This window comes from Acidisoma sp. PAMC 29798 (genome assembly GCF_030252425.1).
Lineage (GTDB): Bacteria > Pseudomonadota > Alphaproteobacteria > Acetobacterales > Acetobacteraceae > Acidisoma > Acidisoma cladoniae.
Genome location: NZ_CP126994.1, coordinates 1,271,407 through 1,290,339, shown reverse-complemented (window position 1 = coordinate 1,290,339; position 18,933 = coordinate 1,271,407). Strand labels below are relative to the sequence as shown.

General features: G+C 62.4%; 18 protein-coding genes. 15 read left to right on the top strand and 3 right to left on the bottom strand.

Translation table 11 applies throughout. The features are described from left to right. Positions 1-16: 16 nt before the first annotated feature. Complete coding sequence (locus QP803_RS06200; RefSeq protein WP_284946914.1) at positions 17-1,723, bottom strand: GGDEF domain-containing protein; 1,707 nt, start codon at positions 1,721-1,723, stop codon at positions 17-19. 249 nt (positions 1,724-1,972) lie between these two features. On the opposite strand from QP803_RS06200, the gene QP803_RS06195 reads away from it, so the two are divergent. Both QP803_RS06195 and QP803_RS06190 read left to right on the top strand, forming a co-directional pair. Then, positions 1,973-2,662 carry a transaldolase family protein gene (locus tag QP803_RS06195; protein WP_284946913.1) on the top strand — a complete coding sequence of 230 codons (690 nt, stop codon included), beginning with the start codon at positions 1,973-1,975 and terminating at the stop codon, positions 2,660-2,662. A gap of 137 nt (positions 2,663-2,799) precedes the next feature. Beyond that, positions 2,800-3,522: an SDR family oxidoreductase gene (locus QP803_RS06190; protein WP_284946912.1), complete on the top strand. Its 723-nt coding sequence runs from the start codon at positions 2,800-2,802 to the stop codon at positions 3,520-3,522. On the opposite strand, the gene QP803_RS06185 is transcribed toward QP803_RS06190, so the two are convergent. Then, complete coding sequence (locus tag QP803_RS06185) at positions 3,497-4,594, bottom strand: sugar-binding transcriptional regulator (protein WP_284946911.1); 1,098 nt, start codon at positions 4,592-4,594, stop codon at positions 3,497-3,499. The two genes, QP803_RS06190 and QP803_RS06185, sit on opposite strands and share 26 nt — an antisense overlap. A gap of 81 nt (positions 4,595-4,675) precedes the next feature. Here QP803_RS06185 and QP803_RS06180 point away from each other — a divergent pair, with 81 nt between their 5' ends. The 13 genes from QP803_RS06180 (at position 4,676) to QP803_RS06120 (ending at position 18,363) form a co-directional block, all read left to right on the top strand. Further along, positions 4,676-6,736 (top strand): bifunctional aldolase/short-chain dehydrogenase, encoded by a 2,061-nt coding sequence (locus QP803_RS06180; protein ID WP_284946910.1) that lies wholly within the window; start codon positions 4,676-4,678, stop codon positions 6,734-6,736. Between the two features lie 59 nt (positions 6,737-6,795). Beyond that, complete coding sequence (locus QP803_RS06175) at positions 6,796-8,166, top strand: ABC transporter substrate-binding protein (protein ID WP_284946909.1); 1,371 nt, start codon at positions 6,796-6,798, stop codon at positions 8,164-8,166. 63 nt (positions 8,167-8,229) lie between these two features. Further along, the gene (locus QP803_RS06170) at positions 8,230-9,168 is read left to right on the top strand and encodes a carbohydrate ABC transporter permease (RefSeq protein ID WP_284946908.1); all 939 of its coding nucleotides are present in this window, start codon (positions 8,230-8,232) and stop codon (positions 9,166-9,168) included. Continuing rightward, positions 9,165-10,010, top strand: coding sequence for a carbohydrate ABC transporter permease (locus QP803_RS06165; RefSeq protein ID WP_284946907.1), 846 nt, complete (start codon positions 9,165-9,167; stop codon positions 10,008-10,010). Before QP803_RS06170 ends, QP803_RS06165 begins: the two co-directional genes overlap by 4 nt. Positions 10,011-10,030: 20 nt before the next feature. Next, entirely contained in the window at positions 10,031-10,789 is a 759-nt protein-coding gene (locus QP803_RS06160) for a GolD/DthD family dehydrogenase (protein WP_284946906.1), read from the top strand. Between the two features lie 46 nt (positions 10,790-10,835). Continuing rightward, the gene (locus tag QP803_RS06155) at positions 10,836-12,305 is read left to right on the top strand and encodes an extracellular solute-binding protein (RefSeq protein ID WP_284946905.1); all 1,470 of its coding nucleotides are present in this window, start codon (positions 10,836-10,838) and stop codon (positions 12,303-12,305) included. A gap of 2 nt (positions 12,306-12,307) precedes the next feature. After that, positions 12,308-13,300 (top strand): carbohydrate ABC transporter permease, encoded by a 993-nt coding sequence (locus QP803_RS06150; protein ID WP_284946904.1) that lies wholly within the window; start codon positions 12,308-12,310, stop codon positions 13,298-13,300. Continuing rightward, on the top strand, positions 13,297-14,121 hold the full coding sequence (locus QP803_RS06145; protein WP_284946903.1) for a carbohydrate ABC transporter permease: 825 nt from the start codon (positions 13,297-13,299) through the stop codon (positions 14,119-14,121). Before QP803_RS06150 ends, QP803_RS06145 begins: the two co-directional genes overlap by 4 nt. A gap of 3 nt (positions 14,122-14,124) precedes the next feature. Beyond that, complete coding sequence (locus tag QP803_RS06140; RefSeq protein WP_284946902.1) at positions 14,125-14,412, top strand: hypothetical protein; 288 nt, start codon at positions 14,125-14,127, stop codon at positions 14,410-14,412. After that, entirely contained in the window at positions 14,409-15,500 is a 1,092-nt protein-coding gene (locus QP803_RS06135; RefSeq protein ID WP_284946901.1) for an ABC transporter ATP-binding protein, read from the top strand. The genes QP803_RS06140 and QP803_RS06135 overlap by 4 nt, the downstream gene beginning before the upstream one ends. Continuing rightward, complete coding sequence (locus QP803_RS06130) at positions 15,493-16,578, top strand: ABC transporter ATP-binding protein (protein ID WP_284946900.1); 1,086 nt, start codon at positions 15,493-15,495, stop codon at positions 16,576-16,578. The genes QP803_RS06135 and QP803_RS06130 overlap by 8 nt, the downstream gene beginning before the upstream one ends. Before the next feature lie 19 nt (positions 16,579-16,597). Next, positions 16,598-17,560 carry a carbohydrate kinase family protein gene (locus QP803_RS06125; protein WP_284946899.1) on the top strand — a complete coding sequence of 321 codons (963 nt, stop codon included), beginning with the start codon at positions 16,598-16,600 and terminating at the stop codon, positions 17,558-17,560. Continuing rightward, positions 17,557-18,363, top strand: coding sequence for a Cof-type HAD-IIB family hydrolase (locus QP803_RS06120; RefSeq protein ID WP_284946898.1), 807 nt, complete (start codon positions 17,557-17,559; stop codon positions 18,361-18,363). Before QP803_RS06125 ends, QP803_RS06120 begins: the two co-directional genes overlap by 4 nt. Positions 18,364-18,477: 114 nt before the next feature. Here QP803_RS06120 and QP803_RS06115 read toward each other — a convergent pair whose 3' ends face one another. Next, positions 18,478-18,921, bottom strand: a complete 444-nt coding sequence (locus QP803_RS06115; protein WP_284946897.1) for a hypothetical protein — start codon at positions 18,919-18,921, stop codon at positions 18,478-18,480. Positions 18,922-18,933: the final 12 nt, after the last annotated feature.

Below are 18,933 nucleotides of genomic sequence, written 5' to 3'. Positions count from 1 at the left end.
CGCAGCGATCGCGCCGTTAATGCAGCAGAGGGGAGCCCGGGGGAAGGAGGTGGCGCATGTCGACACGGCGATCATCCATGACGATCCGGTCCCGCCCCTCTTCCTTCGCGCGGTAGAGACGCTGATCGGCGATCGCCATCACGCCGCCAGGCGTGCGTGCTTCCTCGGCGACAGCCACGCCGATACTCAGCGTCACCCGCAAACTGGGTTGGATTGCATCCCAGCCCCATTCCCGCACCGCCGCATGAATCCGCTGGCATATCTTCGTGGCGAGAAGAACATTGGTCTCCGCCATCAGCACGACGAATTCCTCCCCCCCGTAGCGGAACAGCAGGTCGGTCGACCGCGTCGCCTGCCGCAGCAGAATGGCCATCCGCCGAAGCACATCATCGCCAATCGCGTGGGAGAAGGCGTCGTTCACACGTTTGAAATTGTCGATATCCATCATGGCGCAAGCATAGCTGCCGCCATCGACCGAAATGTCGAGCAGGGCGCGTTCCAACCGCCGCCGGTTCGGCAATCCCGTTAGCGCGTCTTCCATGCTCGCATTCATCAGCAACTGGGCTTCCTGCACCAGCACCTCGTTCATGTGCTCAAGAGCGTCCGCGCGGGACCGCTCGGTTTCGATCCGGGCCTGCAGCTGCCGCGTCTCATATTGAATCGCCGCGACCCTCGACCGGATCAGGGACACATCCGTGGCTTTGCGAACGTGGCGCGCGTGGAATTCGCGATGCCACTGCAAGGCCTCGGCGAAACGACCGCGCTGGGCATAGGCTTCCGCCAAATGACGGCAACAGGGGGCGCCGATTTCGAGATCGCCGATATCCTCGGCGATGGTCGCGCATTCCGCGAGGGCCGCAATCGCCGCGTCATGGTCAGCGGTCGCCATGGCAAGCTTACCCTTGGCAAACAGATAGTACAGGCGCGACCGCATCCCGTCTCCGCCGCGCAGGGCGTGCCAACCCGCAAGCGTGGCCCCAGCTTCCTCCATTTCTCCCAGACAGAGTTGGTATTCGGCGATGTTGCAGAGGGCGATGCGGCTGCCCCAGCTATCGCCCGTCCGGTTTGAAAGGGCCAAAGCCTCTTTCCCAAGGCCCACGGCCCGGATCATGCGACGGCGTACGCCCTCGTCCATGACCGGCTCGGTTTGGACATACCCGAACTCAGCCTCGATCCCGGCGAGGTTGATCAGCCAGCGACCGAGATCGACCTCATCCCCAATCTGCCGCGCGAGCGCGACCGACCGTTCGGCGAACTCAAGCGCCCGGTCCAACTGGCGCAGCATCCAAAAGACGACCCCCACCACGTTGAGGGAAAAGCAGACCACCCGCTCCTCGCCCGACGTTTCAGCGCGTTCGAGCGACAGCATCGCCTCGTCCAGAGCCTCGGTCGGCGCCCCGATTTCGATCAACAGCCAGGCATGAAGACCGCGCGCCCAAGCCTCCCGCGGGCGGTCACCCACTTCGCCAAAGACCTCACGCGCGGACAGCGCATGGAGGATGCCTTCCTCGTAATAGGCGAGCATGAGACAGTACCAGGCCATGTGACAGGCGGCGGCGGCGCGAAGCTGCCGAAACCCCGCCGCCATCGCCTCCCCATGCACGCGCTGGGCGATGGCCAAGGCCGCCTCGACCTCCCCCGTGCAGGACAGGTCCCACGCACGAAGCAGCGTCGGCGGCACATCCATGAAGCGCCGGATGACAGTGTCATCCCAAGTCGTCATGCCATCCTCAGCACTCTGCATGGCGCTTGGCGTCGGAATAAGGATGGCGCGGTAGGATTGGTCTCAGCAACGGCCTTCCTCCATTTTCACACCCGGATTACCACATCCGTTCGTTGCCACGCCGATTTTGTCGAGGGCGCAGGCCGGCGGCGGCCTGCAGCCTGGACGAAGTTGACAGTCGCGTTTCCGAACGGCCATGGGGTGCGCGCTCTCACAGGTCAGAGGGCGGCTTTCGAAAGGACTTATCAGATGGCCCATCGTGCCGATCCTGGAACCCGCCCGGGTTTGCGGCTTTTTCTCGATACCGCGGATCGTGCGGCCTGGGCGCGCTGGCTGCCGACCGGCCTGTTCCATGGCGTGACGACCAACCCCACGATCCTGCAACGCTCGGGCCTGCGCTCGACGGTTCCGGTGCTCATGGACGTGGTCCGTGAGGTTCTGACCTATCCTGTCCATGAAGTGCAGGCCCAGTGCTGGGGCACCCAGACGGAGGCCCTGATCGAGACGGGCAAGGCCCTCGCGGCGATCGACCCGCGTGTCGTCGTCAAGGTGCCGGTGACGGAAGACGGCGTGCGCGCGGTCGCGGCCCTCCATGCTCTTGGCATCCGCACGACGCTGACGGCGGTCTATGCCGCGCATCAGGCCCTGACGGCCGCCGCCGCTGGCGCCGATTACGTGGCGCCCTATTTCGGGCGCATCAACGATAGCGGACGCGACGGCCTGGCGACGATGGCGACGATGCTGGACATTCTGGCAGCCTCCGGCAGCGCGACCCGGCTTCTGGTCGCCAGCCTGCGCAGTGCCGATGATGTGGCGATTCTCGCCGCAGCCGGCTGCGATACCTTCACCTTCGGTCCAGCCGTCGCGGAGGGGCTGTTCGCGGACGCCCAGACCGCCGCCGCCGCACAAGCCTTCGAAGAGGCCGCAGCGTCAGCCTGATCGGAGCCGATACCGATAGCGCACTGACGGGCGGCCAAGGCGACCGCCCCGTCATTGCCGGTCGCCGCGACGTGGCGTACCATCCTCGTCCTTCGGCGCGTTAGACGCCGAGATTAAAGACGATGGGAAGCGATGTCATGAACAAGCCATTGGTGATGATCACTGGCGCCAGCGCTGGGATTGGCGAGGCGACGGCGCGGGCCTTCTCCGCGGCCGGCTACCCGCTTCTTCTACTTGCGCGCCGGATCGATAAACTGCGCGACCTCGGCTTGGCGAACACCATCTGCATGCAGGCGGACGTGCGCGACCGCACCTCCATCCAGGCCGCCGTCGCTGAGGGCGAGGCAGCCCACGGTCCGGTCGATTGCCTCGTCAATAACGCCGGCATCGCGCCGCTTGCGCGGATCGAGGACCAGGACCCGGAAGAGTGGCGGGATCTGCTGGACATCAATTGTCTCGGTGTCATGAACTGCATGCAGGCGGTGATGCCCGCCATGAAGACGCGCCGGCACGGCACGATCATCAACGTGAGTTCGATCGCCGGCCGCAAGTCCTATCCCTTCCACGATGCCTATGGTGGGTCCAAGGCGTTCGTGCATAACCTGAGCGAGGGCGCGCGGCGCAGCATGGCGCCTTACGACGTGCGCGTCATTCTCGTCTCACCCGGCCTGACCCGCAGCACGATCCAGGAATCGATGCTGAATACGGAGGCACGGGCCATCTGGGAAGAACGTGGTGCGGAAATCGGTGGCGGCATCGATGCCGGGCATGTGGCCGAGACGATGCTATTCGCCTACCAGATGCCGCAGAGCGTCATACTCCAGGAACTCACGATTACGCCGACACGCCAGGAGTATTGATGGCAGAGGCTTTGGTGCCTTTGCGCGCGGGCGCCGCCGCGAGCAGGCGCCGCGCCGTGGTTTCATCGGTGACCAGGGTCGTCATGTAGTTGCCGGCCAGAAGCGAGCGGATCGGCTCGACCTTGTCGATACCGGCGGCGACGCAAATCCGTTCAGGGATCTTGGCAATGTCGGCCACTGTCATTCCGATCATGCGATTGTCCAATTCACCGTCGATGGCCACACCCTTGGCATCGACGAAGCGGCCCGCGAGCACCGCGACGGCCCCTTGTTTGAGATAGGGGCTCGCTTCGGACGCGGATATGAAGCCTGATTCGAACGCCGTGCTGGACGCCGCTACGCTGCCGACGCCGAAGATGATCTTGTTACAGGTCTTCATGATGCGAAATTGCTCCAGCAAGGTCGGCTCGCGCATCAGCATCCGCTTGACGTCCGGATGCGATACAATCCCCGGCGCATGCAGATAGACACAGCGACCGCCCAATCGGTTGGCGATGTTGGATGCGCAGAGCTCCGCCGAAAAGCGGTAGGTGCCGATGGCGCTGCCGGTGATTTGCACCACAGACACGGTGGGCAGGTCCATGGCCGGCATGGCCTGCGACAGCGCGAGAACGGTGCGCCCCCAAGAGACGCCCAGCACGTCACCCGGTTGCAGCCGTTCGGTGAGCAAGCGCGCGGCTGCGCGCCCGACCCGCTCATGATCCGGGACCCTACCGCCGTCATCAGGAATGACAAGACAATCCGAAATTCCGAAACGACGCGTAATGTCTTGCGCAAGGCTGACGGAATGGAGGTGATGCGGCGCCACGGTGATGGTGACGATGCCGCTTTCGCGTGACTCTTGGAGCATCGTCACGACACTTCCACGCGACACGCCGATGATCCGGGCGATTTCCTCCTGCGTCAATTTTTCTTCGTAATAAAGCCAGGCCACCCAAATGACTGCGTCACCGTTGAACTTGGCCGGCGGCACCAGCGTATCCCGCCTCACGCGGCCCTGCGGCTCGTGCGGCGCACCATTTTTGACCATCTCAGTCTCCAAGCCGATATGCCAGACGTTTGCCAGAAACATTTGACATCTGTCCGCATTGGGATCTACAGCTAGCTCATACCACGCGGCCGCAGAGCCTCGGAGAGAAGAAAAGCGAGGACGATGGACAGCCTTTGGTCTGACGAAGATGAGCGTCGCTTTATCGAACGTTACGCACAGCGTGGCGTCAACGCCGACCTCGCGCGCCGCACCTATAGTTCCCGCCTGCTCGGCAGCGTGCCCCGACTCGTCATGCATGGCGGCGGCAATACCTCGGTCAAGACGCAGATCCCTGATGTCTTCGGCGACATGATCGATGTGCTATGCGTCAAGGGCAGCGGCCGGGATCTCGCGACCATCGAGCCCGACGGCCATCCCGCCGTACGCCGCCAGCCGCTAGACCGGCTGCGCAGCCTCGCCGCCCTGTCGGACGAGGATATGGTCAATGCCCAGCGACAAAACCTGCTCGATACCGGCGCGCCGAACCCGTCGGTCGAGACTTTGTTGCACGCCTATCTGCCGCATAAGTTTATCGACCACACGCATTCGATCACGTCCACGGCTATCGCTTGCCTGCCCGACGCCCAAGCCGTGTGCGAACGCATCTTCGGCGGGCGTATCGGCTTCGTGCCCTATATCATGCCGGGTTTTCAACTCGCGAAAATGGCAGCCGACGTCTTTGAACGCGACCCGAGTGTCGAAGGACTTCTGCTCGCTAAGCATGGCATCTTTACCTTCGCGGAGACGGCGCGCGATGCCTATGAGCTGATGATCGAAATGGTCACGCTCATGGAGCGTTATATTGTGGAGCAAGGCACCACGCCGGCTGCCCTGACACCGATTGACCTACCCTCCGATATCGCAGGGCCTGACATCGTTCTTCCGATCTTGCGTGGCCTTATCTCTGAAGCTGCGACCGACCGCGCGCCCGGGCGTTGGCTGCTGACACGGCGTGTAAACGCGCGCATTCTACGCTTCGTCAATGGCCGTGGCGTGAACGACTACGGCATCCGTGGCGTCGCGACGCCGGAACAGGTCATTCGCATCAAATCCCGACCGGCGATTCTGCCGCCTCCATCTGCCTCCACGATCGACGGCTGGCGCGTTGCGGCCGAACAGGCGATCGACGACTTCATCGCCACCTACGACACTTATTTCGAGGCGCATAACCAGCGCGTCGGTGGCATCAAGAAACCTCTCGATCCCTTGCCACGCGTTTTGGTCGTGCCGGGCTTTGGCGTTGTCGGCATCGGCAAGACGGCTGTGGAGGCCGAGGTTTCGGCCGATGTCGCGGAAGCCTGGATCGATGCGGTTCTGGATGCCGAAACCGTCGGCACCTTCGAATCGATCACCCCGGCCGATCACTTCGACATGGAATATTGGAGCCTGGAGCAGGCGAAGCTGGGAAAGGGCGCGGAGAAACGCCTCGCCCGCCACGTCGTCGCGATCACCGGCGGTGGTGGCGCCATCGGTGCGGCGACGGCGCAGGCTTTCGCGCGGGAAGGCGCCGAAGTCGCCATCCTCGATCTCGATCCCGCGCGCGCCGAAGCGACGCGGGCGACCATCGGCGGTCGTGCCCTGGCGCTGGGTTGCGACGTCACCGATGCGGCATCCGTAGACAGCGCGATGGCGCGGATCGCCGCGCATTTCGGTGGCCTCGATATCCTCGTCTCCAATGCGGGATCGGCCACCGCCGGCATGATGGCGGATATGCCCGATGCCGATTTGCGGGGCAGTTTCGAGCTCAATTTCTTCGGCCACAACGTGATGGCCCGCGCGGCCGTGCGCGTGATGCGGCAACAAGGCATGGGCGGCGTGCTGCTGTTCAATGTCTCCAAACAAGCCGTGAACCCTGGCCCAGACTTCGGCGCGTACGGCACGGCCAAGGCGGCCTTGCTGGCGCTGGTGCGGCAATATGCGCTGGAGCACGGGGCCGAGGGTATTCGCGTCAATGCGGTCAACGCTGATCGCATTCGTTCGGGCCTGCTGTCCCCAGCCATGATCGAAGCCCGGTCCGAATCGCGGGGCGTGACGCCCGCGCAATACATGGCCGGCAATCTGCTGCGCCAGGAAGTGACAGCGGAGGATGTGGCGGAGGCTTTTGTGGCGTCGGCTCTGCTTCGCAAGACCACCGGAAACGTCATGACCGTCGATGGAGGAAATGTCGCCGCTATGATGCGGTGAAGCCAGTTCGCGTCTGAAAAAACAGAAATCACAAGATTTCATGACAGGGAAGAATAACGATGAAGAATTTCACGCTCCCCGCGATGGCCTTCGCTTTGACCAGTCTTTCGGCGGCGGCTTTTGCGCAGGATTACGAAGGCGCTGTGAAGTCTGCACTGCCGGACTTCACCACTGCCAATGCCTATAGCGGTGTGACCATCAATGTCGCTTGCCGCCATCTGCCCGCGATGGATTTCATTGAGGCGCATAAGGCCCTATTCGAGCAATATACCGGCGCCAAGGTCAATTTTACGGACTATCCCGAGAACGATCTGCGCAGCCATATCGTGACGGATGCTGCCAACAAGGCCGGTGGCTTTCAGCTCTATTGCCTCGACGACAACTATATTCCGCTCTTCGCGTCCAATCATTGGGTGCAGCCGCTCGATAGCGTGATCAAGCCGGCCTATAAGATCGACGATCTGTTCGACAGCCTGCGCGCCGCCTATTCCTGGCAGGGCAAGCTGAACGGTCTGCCGATCTATTCGGAAGTCACGATCCTGTATTACCGCAAGGATCTATTGGCGGCCAAGAACATCGCTGTGCCGACGACGATCGATGCGCTGGAAGCCGCCGCCGTGAAGCTGAAGGATGCGCCTCGTACCTATGGCATCGCGCTCCGCGGCCTGCGTGGCGAGGGCATGAACGTCTATACCTGGACCGAGTGGCTGCGCAGCTATGGCGGTGACTTCCTCGGCGCACAGATGCAACCGGTCTTCGACAGCCCGGCCGCCATCGAGGGCACCGAGCATTACGCGAAGATCATCACGGAGGCTGGTCCGCCGGGTTCCGGCACCTGGGGCTGGCCGCAGGTCTCCTCCTCCTTCGCGGCAGGCCGCGTGGCGATGACGGTGGAAAGCACCGCCTTCTACCCGACCTTCAACGACCCCAAGCAATCCAACGTCGTCGGCAAGGTCGGTTACGCAGTGGTGCCGGCCGGCCCCAAGGGCGCCTATCCCGCCAATTACGCGATCGGCCTGGCGGTCGCGGCCAGCGTGCCGTCCGACAGCAAGCAGTTCACGGCCGCGACGGATTTCCTGCAATGGGCGACATCTCAGCAGATGGAGTTCGCGCGCACGGCGCAGGATATCGGCAATGAGGACCGCAAGTCCGTCAACCAATCCGCCTTGCTGAAAAGCAAGCTGGATGCTGGCTATATTGCTGCAGTCTCCGAGGGCCAGAAGATCACCAAGAAGGATTATCGCCCGATGATCCCGCAATGGCGCGAAATGGGTGACATCATCGGCGCCCATATCGAGACGGTCTTCACGGGCGAAACCACCGCCAAAGCAGCCTTGACGGCGGCGGCCGGCGAAGTGACCACGCGGTTCAAGGCCGAAGGCGTGGCCGGCACCGCACGCCCCTATGAAGAACTGTTTGCCGATCAGTGAGCTGAATGACGGGAGGCCTGGGGCGCGTGCCCCGGGCCTCATGCTTCGAAGGCGATGCGACCCATGTCGATGGCGACACTCACACGATCCTCAGGCGTACGGCGCCCAAAGTCACGCTGGCTGAGCTGGACGCGCAGCCCCTGGCTGGTGCCTCTGCCCGGCTTCGTGCTGCTGGCGCTGCTCTCCGTGCCGCCTTTTCTGTATGCGCTGTATCTCTCCTTCATCAACGTCGACATCTCGCTGCCGAATCAGCCAAGGCATTTCGTGTGGTTCGACAATTACATGCAAGTGTTGGGCACCGCCAACGGGTCCCATGCCTTGATGATCACCCTCATCGTGTCGTTCGGCTCGACCTTTGCGGCGGTCGCGATCGGTCTGCTGATCGCCTATCTGATTCACCTGTTCGCCGGCCGGCTGGATGGGCTTGTCACCATCCTGGTGCTAATCCCCCTCGCCGTCTCGCCGGTGGCCATGGCCCTGATTTTCAGCCTGATGCTCGATCCGCTGTATGGCCCGGTACCCCAGGTCATCAACATCATCACCGGCGCGCTGATCGCGCCCACAGGCACGTCCCTCGGCGCGCTTCTGACGATCATCTTCGTGCAAACCTGGCAGTGGTCGCCGCTGTCGGTCATTCTTCTCCTCGGTGGGATCAAGAGCCTGCCGATTGAGCCGATCGAAGCGGCGAAGATCGATGGTGCCAGTTTCTGGCGCGCGCTGTGGCATATTCATCTACCGCTGCTGCGACCCTTGCTGGCGGTGGCCGGGATTTTCGAATTCATCCTGTGCAGCCAGGTCTTCGCGGCGACGGAGCTGCTGACGAATGGTGGGCCCGGCAATGCGACTGTCGATCTGTCTCTCTATATCTACAAGATCGGGATTTCCGAAAGCTCGCAGGTGTCGGTCGCTTCGGCCGCCGGCGTGATCACTCTGCTCCTCGGCCTGATCAGCACAGCTGTATGGCTCAAGATCGCGAAATGGGACACGGAGGTCTATCGATGAGCGCCTCCGTCAACCACCAGCGCATGGGTTTATTGCCGACGATCATTGGCCGCGTGTTCCTCGCGCTGTTCCTCGCCGTCTGGATGGTGCCGCTGTATTGGCTCGTCAATTCGAGCTTCAAATACAAGGCCCAGATCCAATCGGAAGCACCGGTGTGGTTTCCCCATCCGGTCACGATGGAGAATATCAACTGGGTGATCGCCAACCTGGATCACGCGGCCCTGTATCGCAGCCTGCACGTCGTTTCGATTTCGGTGCTGTTCTCGGTCATCTTCGGGCCCCTGATGGCCTATGCGTTGTCGCGCTTTCGCACACGGGCCAACAGACAGCTTGAAAGCTGGATCATCTCCACCCGCATGATGCCGCCGGCGGCGCTCATCATGCCCTTCTACTTCCTGTTCCTGCGCATCCATCTGCTGAACACCGAACTCGGCCTGACGCTGCTCTATATCACCATCAACCTGCCGCTGACCTGCTGGATCATGCTCGCCTATCTGCGCGGTCTGCCGGAAGATGCCGAGGAAGCTGCGCGGATCGACGGATGCAGCCGCTGGGGCGCCTTCTGGTACATCATCCTGCCGATGACCCGGGCGTCTATCGCGGCGGCGGGATTGCTGGTGACCATTCTGACCTGGAACGAGTTCTTCATCGCCTTCGTCATCACCTCCAGCAACATAACATTCCCCGTTCAAGTCGCGGGCTTTCTCGCCAACGGCATGAATCCCGAATACGGGCACATGGCCGCCGCCGGCCTGCTGCTGTCACTACCCACGGTGCTGATTGCCGTCATCTTCCACCGATCCTTGCTGAGCGGGCTACACGCCTTCGCCGGCGGCAAGTGACGATTTCAGGAGCCAATGTCATGACGACACGTCTCACGAAAGCCTATGACCTCACTGACCAGGTTGCCCTGATCACCGGCGGCGCGCAGGGCATCGGCCTCGCCATCGGCACGCTGCTGGCGGAGCAAGGGGCGCGCATCGTCATCGTCGATCAGAATCCCAAGGTGGGCGAGATTGCGGAGGCCTTGGGCCATGGCAGCTTCGGTGTCGCCATCGATGTGCGAGACGACAGCGCCATGAGCACGGGCGTCGCGGATATCCTCGCCAAGACCGGGCGCATCGATATCCTCGTCAACAATGTCGGCATCGCACCCATTGCGCTGGCGACGGAGTTCACGATGGCGCAGTGGGACGCGACGCTGAGCATCAACCTCCGCGCGGCCTTCATGTTTTCGCAGGCCGTGGGACGCGGCATGATCGCGCGCAAATATGGTCGCATCGTCAGCCTCGCCTCGCAGGCGGCGCTCGTCGCGCTTGAAGGCCATATCGCGTACACCGCGAGCAAGGCGGCGGTGATTGCCATGTCAAAGGTGCTCGCGCTGGAATGGGGCCCGCACGGCATCACCGCGAATACCATCTCGCCGACCGTCATCAATACCGCCATGGGGCGCGAAGTCTGGGCTGGTGCAAAGGGTGACGCTTTTCGCGCGAAGATCCCGGTCGGTCGCTTCGGCGAGGCCGAAGAGATTGCCCATGCCGTTCTGTATCTCGTCAGCGGTGCTGCCGGCATGATCAACGGCGAGAACCTTGTTGTCGATGGTGGCTACACCATCGTCTAAGGCTACCCATCACGGGGGCCCTATAATAACAAAATCGGAGGCTTCAATGTCTGACTACAAAGCGAGCGGATCGGCCGCCCTCGGCCGTCGTGGATTGCTCAAGGGCGCAAGCACCCTTGGCGCGACGGCCCTACTGACAGCGCCCTATATCGCTCGTGCCCAAGATAACATGCTACGCGGTAAATCCATTCATATGTCGATCCTCGGTATTGCCGGATGGACGCCGAGCCGTCTTGGCGTCGATATGGCGCCGGGCTTCGTCACCTATGCCAAAGAAAAGTTCGGCTATGACGTGACCTTCTCCTATGCCGAGGCGCCGTTCAGCCAATTGTTCCAGAAGGCCGCCACATCCCTCGCCACGCGCAGCCAGGAATACAACATCATCATCTCCGACAGTCAGTGGCTTGGGGCGCTCGCCCAGCCCAAATGGATTCTGCCGCTGGACAAGGTCATTGCCCAACGCAAGACCCTCGACGTCGAGTGGTTCTCGCCCGTCGTGCGTGACGCTTATCAGGCCTATCCGGACGGCTCGAAGCACCGCTGGGGCTTTCCGCAGGAAGGCGACTGCATGGGTCTCTACATCCGCAAGGATCTGCTGGAAGCGCCGGGCGAGGCCGAAGCCTTCGAAAAGCGGTACGGCCGCAAGCTGCCGATGACGTGGGATGATTTCGAAGCGCTGTCCTATGCTGATTTCCTGAAGGTCATCGAATTCTTCAATCGTCCCGAGAAGGGCTACAACGGCTTCGGCTCCCAGTTCTCACGCGAATACGACTTCATCAGCGATCCGGTGATGTCGCTGATGCGCAGCACGGGCGGGGATATTTGGGATCCGAAGACAGGCCAGGTCGAAGGCATTCTCAACACCCCGGGCAATGCCAAAGCTCTTCAGATGTATAAGGACCTGCTGCAATTCGAGCCTGCCGGCGCGATCAGCTATGGCGTTGCGGAGCTGATCGATGCCTTCACACAGGGCAAGGTCTTCTCTGCGCTGCAGTGGTGCGCTGTCGGCCCCGCGATGATCACCAAGGAGCTTGAGGGCAAGGTGATGGTCGTGCCGCCGCCGGGCTTCCCGGATGCGTCCGGCAAGCTCGTGCGCAACTACATCATCGGCGGTCAGCCTTGGGTGCTCAACGCCTTCAACGATGCCGAGCATCAGGCCGTGGCGCTCGACTTCATGGAATGGTGGTACACGCCGGAAACCTGCCTGGCCTATGCCAAGCATGGCGGCAACCCCTGCGACAAGGTCACACTGACGCGCCCGGATTTCGAGAGCATCCAGCCTTGGTATAAGACGTATAAATACATGCTGAACAACAGCAGCGACTTCTGGCATGACCCGGCCTATGCGGACATGCTTTCGGTGCAGCAGGAGGCTTTCACTGCCTTCGCGACGGGACAGGTCAAGGATCCGCTGCAGGCGCTGAACTACACGGCGTGCCGTCAGCAGAAGATTCTGTTCGATGCCGGGACAGCAACGACACAGGCCAGCAACGCCTGCGACGGCATTCGGCTCTAACGATGGCGGGGACCGTCAAGACGACGGCAGAGGGCGATGCGCAGGGATATGCGCGTCGCCACATCCTGCCCCGTGGCCTGGCCGCCTTTCTCAGTCGGAAGGAGGTGCTGCCGCTTCTGCTACTCTCGCCGGTCCTCATCTTCTTCATCATCTGGAACACAATCCCGACGCTGTGGCTCATGGGCCTCAGCTTCTACCGCTTTTCGCTGACCAGTGGCCGGCCGCCGATCTTCTCCGGCTTCTACAACTACACCTCCATCATCAACGACAGCGAAGTCTGGCTCGGCCTCAGCCGCACCTTCCTCTTCGTGATCATCGCGGTGGGGATCGAGACGATTCTGGGCATGCTTCTCGGCCTGCTGTTCTGGGGCAGTCAGAAACTGCCGGGCCGCCGCTTGGCGCTCACGCTGCTGTTCACGCCGATGGTGCTGACGCCGGTCGCGTCCGGCACCTTCTGGCGCCTCATCTACAATCCCACCTTCGGCATCCTCGACAGCATTCTGCGCAGCCTGGGTCTGCCCAACGTCAACTTCCTCGGCAGCGCCAGCACGGCCTTCGGGGCGGTGCTGGCGGTGGACATCTGGATGTGGACGCCCTTCATGGTGCTGATGACGCTCGCGGCCCTCGCCTCGGTGCCTAAGGCGGAGCTTGAGGCGGCGGAGATCGACCAGCTGTCCTGGTGGCAGAAACTACGACTGGTTATCCTCTACCACGGCAAATTGATCCTGATGCTGGGCATACTTTTGCGCACCATCGATGCCTTCAAGACCATGGATCTGATCTATGACATGACATTCGGCGGCCCCGGATCGACGACGGAGCTGATCGCCATCACGCTCTATCGCCGCGCCTTTGAAGTCTTCAACATCGGCTGGTCTTCGGCGCTCGCGGTGATCCTGCTGATGATTTCCATCGCTTTCACCGCGACCTTCATCTTCGTGTTGCATTCGCGGGACCGAAAATCGGCCGAGATCGCGGCGGGGGAACCATCATGACCTGGCGCACGCACCTCTATCACGCGCTGCTGTGGCTGATCGCGCTCATCTTCTTCGCGCCCGTTGCCTGGATCATCCTGTCTTCGTTCAAGACCTCGGATCAAATTCTGGCTGTGCCACCGGTGTTCTTCTTCCGCCCGACCTTCGCGAACTATGCGCGAGTTCTGGCCGACCCTGGAATGTTGCACAGCTTCTTCAACAGTCTTGTGCTGTCCATCAGCGCGGTGGTGATCGCGGTGGCGGTCGCCTTGCTGGCCGCCTTCTCCTTCTCCCGCTTCAAGCCGCCGGGCACCGACTTCCTGATGTTCCTGCTGCTGTCGATCCGCATGCTGCCAGGCTCGGCCGCCATCCTGCCCGTGTATCTGATGTATGTGGGCTTCGGCTGGAAGGACACCTATTGGGGCATGATCCTGTTCTACGCCATGTTCTCGATCCCCTTCTCCGTCTGGATTCTGAAGGGCTTCATTGATGGCGTTTCGCCCCGCTTCGATGAAACCGGACTGGTCAATGGCGCGAGTTGGCTCAGCATCATCACGCGCCTGATCTTTCCCCAGGTGATGCCGGGCGTGATCGCGGCCCTTATCTTCAACTTCATTTTCGTTTGGAACGAGTTCCTGTTCAACTACATCATCGGCGGACCGACGACGACGAATATCCCGACCGCGCTCAGCACCGGGCTTTATTCCGGCGGTGGTGTCGATTGGACCTTCGTGTCCTGTGTCACGACGCTTTATATCATTCCGCCGATCATCATCGTCTATGTCTTCCAGCGCTATCTGCTCGTGGGCATGACCTTCGGCACGGTGCGTGGGGAGGTCTGAACCATGAAGCGCCAGACCATCGTGCCGCGTGCCGAAATCGTACTCCTCTGCGTGCTCGGCATCGGGTTCCTGCTCGTTCTGCAAACCTGGGCCTTTCCACTTTATCGCGTCGGAATCATCATCATCATGGGGGCGACACTGCTCAATATCGCAGTGGGCAATCTGTCGCGTGATGCGGGACCGTGGCGCGCCCTGTTGATGACCGTCGTACTGCTCGCCGTGGTCGCGGTGGTCTTCGCAATCGGAATTCTGCTGGTGCCCACTCTGTCGCAGATGGGCCAATCGTCATGAGCGCAATCGTCTTCGACCATGTCTGCAAAGCCTATCGCGGCCATGCGGCGATCAGCGACCTGACCCTCGCAGTAGCGGACCAGAGCCTGACCGTGCTGTGCGGGCCGCCACGCAGCGGGAAGTCTGTGCTGCTGCGCCTCCTGGTGGGTCTGGAGATGCCCGATAGCGGGCGCATCCTGATCGACGGCCAGGACGTGACGCGCAGGCCAGCCGCAGAGCGGCGCATCGGCTACGTGCCGCAATCTTTCGCGCTGTTCCCGCATATGAATGTCTATGACAACATCGCCTATCCTTTGCGCCAGCAAGGCGCGCCGGCGGCGATGATCAAAAGCCGGATAGACCGCGTGGCCGAAATTCTGCGCATTGGCCCCTTGCTCGGTAAGCGGCCGAGCCAGCTCAGCGGCGGTGAAAAGCAGCGCGCCGCCATCGCGCGCGGCACCTTGAAGGACGCCCGGATCTTCATTCTGGACGATCCGCTGGTTGGCCTCGACTTCAAGCTTCGGGAAAGTCTGATGGACGACCTCAAGGACATGCGCGCCTCCCTGGGCGCGACTTTCCTTTATGCGACATCGGATTCGCTGGAGGCGCTGACGATGGCCGAGCAGCTCGCCGTGATGGATAACGGCCGTGTGCTGGAATCCGGCCGGGTCGATCGAGTCTATCACGAGCCACGTACCGCAAGGTCCGCAGAGCTGGTCGGCTTCCCGCGCTGCAACCTATTTGTGGGCACCGTGCGGAACGGTCAGTGCCAAAGCGCCATCGGCGCATTCCAAGTGCCGAGCGATACCGCCGAGGCGGTTCTGCTCGCGGTTCGGCCGGAAGATGTGGTCCATCCACCGTCCCAAATCGGCGGGGCGACGATGGGCGGTGTCGGCACAATTAGCCTGTTGGAAAATCTCGGCGCGGAATGCGTCGTCTATGTCCAATTCGGTGGCGCCACCGTGGTCAGCATCCCGCCTGCCGATGCTGTCATCGGTCTCGATGTCGGATCCGACTTCGCCTTTTCGATTAACCGTGACCGCGTCATGATCTTCGACCAGGCCGATGGCATACGGCGAGAGCGGACCAGGGAGATGGCCCATGGTTGACATCACCCTCCGCCACTTGAGCCGGGTCTTCAACGGCGTGCCCGCCGTCGATGATATCGACACGGTCTTTCCGGAAGGCAGCGTCACCTGCCTGCTGGGGCCCTCCGGCTGTGGCAAGACGACCTTGATGCGCATGATTGCGGGTTTGGAAACGCCGAGCAGCGGGCAGATCCTGTTCGGCGACCGCGACGTGACACGGCTGACGCCACGGCAACGCAATGTCGCGATGGTCTTCCAGTATCCGGTCATGTACCGAACGCTCACGGTGGAAGAGAATATCGCCCTGCCGCTGAAGCGCGACCGTGGCTTGTCTGCGGAGGAGCGGCATCGCCGTGTGAGTGAGGTGCTGGACGTTCTGCAATTGCGGGAAAGCCGGGCCTATCGCATGGATCAGCTCGATATCGGCACGCGACAGCGCGTGGCGGTGGGGCGGGCCATCGCCCGGCGCTGCGACGTGATCCTGTTCGACGAACCGACGACCAATGTCGAGGTTCATGCCAAGCTACAATTGATCCGCGCCTTCAAAGCCTTCCGCCAGCAGCTTCGCCAGACGATCGTCTATGTCACGCATGACCAGACCGAGGCGATGACGCTCGCAGATCAGATCGCGCTCATGCGTAATGGGGTGATATCGCAATGCGCCCCGCCGCGCGTGCTTTACGAAAAGCCTGAAAGCGAGTTCGGCGGCTGGTTCCTGGGTGCGCCCGGCATGAACTTCCTGCCCGCCCGGGAGGCGCGCGGCGATGGCGTTCGCTTCGATGGCATCGCGGCACCGCTGCGCATGCCGGTGGGCGGCAGCCAGGGCTTGAGCGCGGGCATTCGGCCGGAACGTGTTCGCGTGCTGCCACCCGGCACACCCGGCAGCGTGCCGTGCCGCATTCTGCGCCGGTCCATCAGCATCGGCGGCCAGTATGTCGTGCTGGTGCAGGTGGGGGATACACGCATGCGAGCCCGCGTGGCGCCCGAGATCGCCCAGACGCTGGGGGAGGCCGCGGCCGTCATCTGCCCCACCGCGCAGATCGCTTTCTTCCGGAACGGCGCGCGTCTCGATGAGACGCCGACCCAATCGCTCAACTGATCAAGCAATGAGTGGAACCATGTCCGAGATACAGACCAAACCGACCCACGACGTCAGCGTCATCGGTCTTTACTGCATCGACATTTTGGGACGTCCGGTGCGCGGCATCCCGGATGGCGCCAACGCGGACTTCATTGAAGAAATCCGCTTGACGGTGGCGGGCACTGCGGGTGGCACCATCGTGGACTGCGCCAAGCTGGGCATGAAGGCACTGGCCGTCGGTGCCGTGGGCGAGGATGAGAAGGGCCGCTTCATCCTGTCCACACTCGAAAGCTTCGGCATCGATACAAGCGGCCTGCAGCGTCATGCGGGCGTGCATACCGCCGCCTCCATCCTGGCCGTGCGGCCGAATGGCGAGCGGCCTTGCCTGCATGTGCGCGGTGCCTCGGATGTGCTGACGCTCGTCGAGTCCGATTATGCAAAGGTCCTCGATGCCCGCTTCGTGCATATGGGCGGCAACGGGCTGCTGGGTAAAATGGATGGCGAGCCGACGCGCGCCCTGCTCGCCGCCGCCAAGGCCGCCGGCCGCATAACGACCTTCGACCTTATCTTCGCGACCGCACCGCTGATGGCCAAGATCGCGCCCGCCATGCAATATGTCGACTACTTCGCGCCGAGCATCGAAGAAGCGACAGCCCTCTGCGGCCATGAAAAGCCGGAGGATGCGGCGCAATACTTCCATGATCTTGGCGTGCATACCTGCGTGCTGACCATGGGCGGCGATGGCTGCTTCGTCTCGACCCCCGACACCACCTTCCGTCTGCCGGCCCATGACATCAAGGTGGTCGACACAACGGGCTGTGGTGACGCCTTTACCGGCGGCCTGATCGCCGCGCTGCATCAAGGCTGGGATATCGAGCAGGCGGCGCGTTTCGCCGGCACCTGCGGGGCGCTGGTGGCCGGCGGCCTCGGGTCGGACGCCGGCATCATCGACTTCAAGAGCACCGAAGCGTCGATGCACAGTTTGCCGGTCAAACATTGATCCGGCTTCTGGTCTCCGACGTCGACGGCACCCTCGTCCGCCATGACCGGACACTGGCGCCGAGCACGATCGCGGCAGCGGGGCGCTTGCGCGCTGCGGGCGTGGCGCTTGCCCTCGTCAGCAGCCGGCCGCTCGCGGGGCTCGACGTTCTTTTGGAACCGCTCGGCATCGATACGCCGCGCGCCGGCTTCAACGGCGGGCTGCTCTGTGACGCCGAAGGCCATGTCCTGGACGAGTTGACGATACCGCCCGAGGCCTGCCGGACGGCCGTCGCGGCTCTGGACGCCGCTGGCATCGACGTCTGGGTCTTCGCGGGCGGGGAATGGCTGCTCCGGAATGCGCAGGCGCCCTATATCGCGCGCGAGCAGCTTTCCATCAGCATGGGATGGCGCGTGGTCGATGACTTCGCGCCCTATCTGCATGCGGCCCATAAGGTCATGGGGTCGAGCCCGGACATCGAACGCATCGCGCGAGTGGAGACGTCCCTGCACGCAGCAATCGGGAAAGCCTCGGCCGTCCATCGCTCGCAGGATTACTACATCGACATCACCCACCCGGATGCCAATAAGGGCCGTGCCGCACTGGCAATCGCGCAGCTCCTCGGCGTCACGCCGGCGGAGATGGCGTGTATCGGCGACATGCCGAACGACCTGCCGATGCTCGCGGTGGCGGGGCTCGGCATCGCGATGGGAAACGCGCCCACGATTGTGAAGACCGGCGCGCATTTGGTGGTGGCCGACAATGATTCGGATGGATGGGCTGAGGCTGTGACGCAGATCCTGGCGATGGACGCGCATGATTAGAGCGGGATCGGTTTAAGTCGGTTCAATGACCAAGTCTCTCGTCATCGCACGCGAAGGCGTGGGGGGCCCCTGAACGCCGCCTATTGGGCCTATAGCCAGGGTGGCAACGATATCTTAGACAAGCCGAAGGGCGATGAGTTCTTCCCGGCAACACCGTGCAAATTCGCCAATCGCGTTGAGACTTTTATTCTCAATACGTTGTCTTACTTCCTCTCTCGTGAGACGAGGACCCTGATAGAGGTCGATGATCAAGTTCACCGCGCGTTCCGCGCTTTCGATCACAGCGGGTGTTGCGAGAAGGATAATGCGACCGCGCAAGCCGGTGATTGTGACAAGCTTGCTATAGGAGAGACCTTCTTCACCCAATGCGAAGCTATATAGAAGAGCCAGCTCCTCGGCGTATCTTCCATACAGTTCTTCCCGCCTTGCTCTTTCTGCGGCGAGCCGCGCCGATTTCACCTGGGCCGTGTGAGTGAGCCACGAGGTCGCAAACGTCGTGACACCGCCGATCACAGTTCCGGCCAGTGCAGACACTGTCGACAGGTAAGCCAGATTCATAGCGCATACTCC